Raw genomic sequence first — 334 nt, forward strand, 5'->3', positions numbered from 1 at the left:
AAAATTCATAAGTCGTTAGAACAAGAATTAGTAAAATTACCAAATGAGAAATACGAAACTTACGGAATGACTGAGACCATCACGCATATTGCGGCCAAACGAGTAGGAGAAAGAGCTATTACTGTTTTGCCTAATGTGATTGTAACCGCTAATGAGAATAATTGTTTAGTGGTGCATGCTAAAAACATTAATCCAGAACCTATCGTTACCTATGATATCGTAGAGCTTGTGTCAGATACTCAATTTGTCTGGTTAGGTCGTTTTGATAATGTTATATATAGCGGTGGAATCAAATTAATACCAGAAAAAATTGAAGAGAAATTATCTACACATA

Annotated in this window: 1 pseudogene; it reads left to right on the top strand. The window is 33.8% G+C overall.

Going from position 1 to position 334, the window contains the following annotated elements:
• Positions 1-334 (top strand): annotated as a pseudogene (locus tag WFZ86_RS20180) (AMP-binding protein); the annotation flags it as partial.

It is taken from the genome of Flavobacterium polysaccharolyticum (assembly GCF_038739875.1).
In the GTDB taxonomy this organism is placed as follows: Bacteria; Bacteroidota; Bacteroidia; order Flavobacteriales; family Flavobacteriaceae; genus Flavobacterium; species Flavobacterium polysaccharolyticum.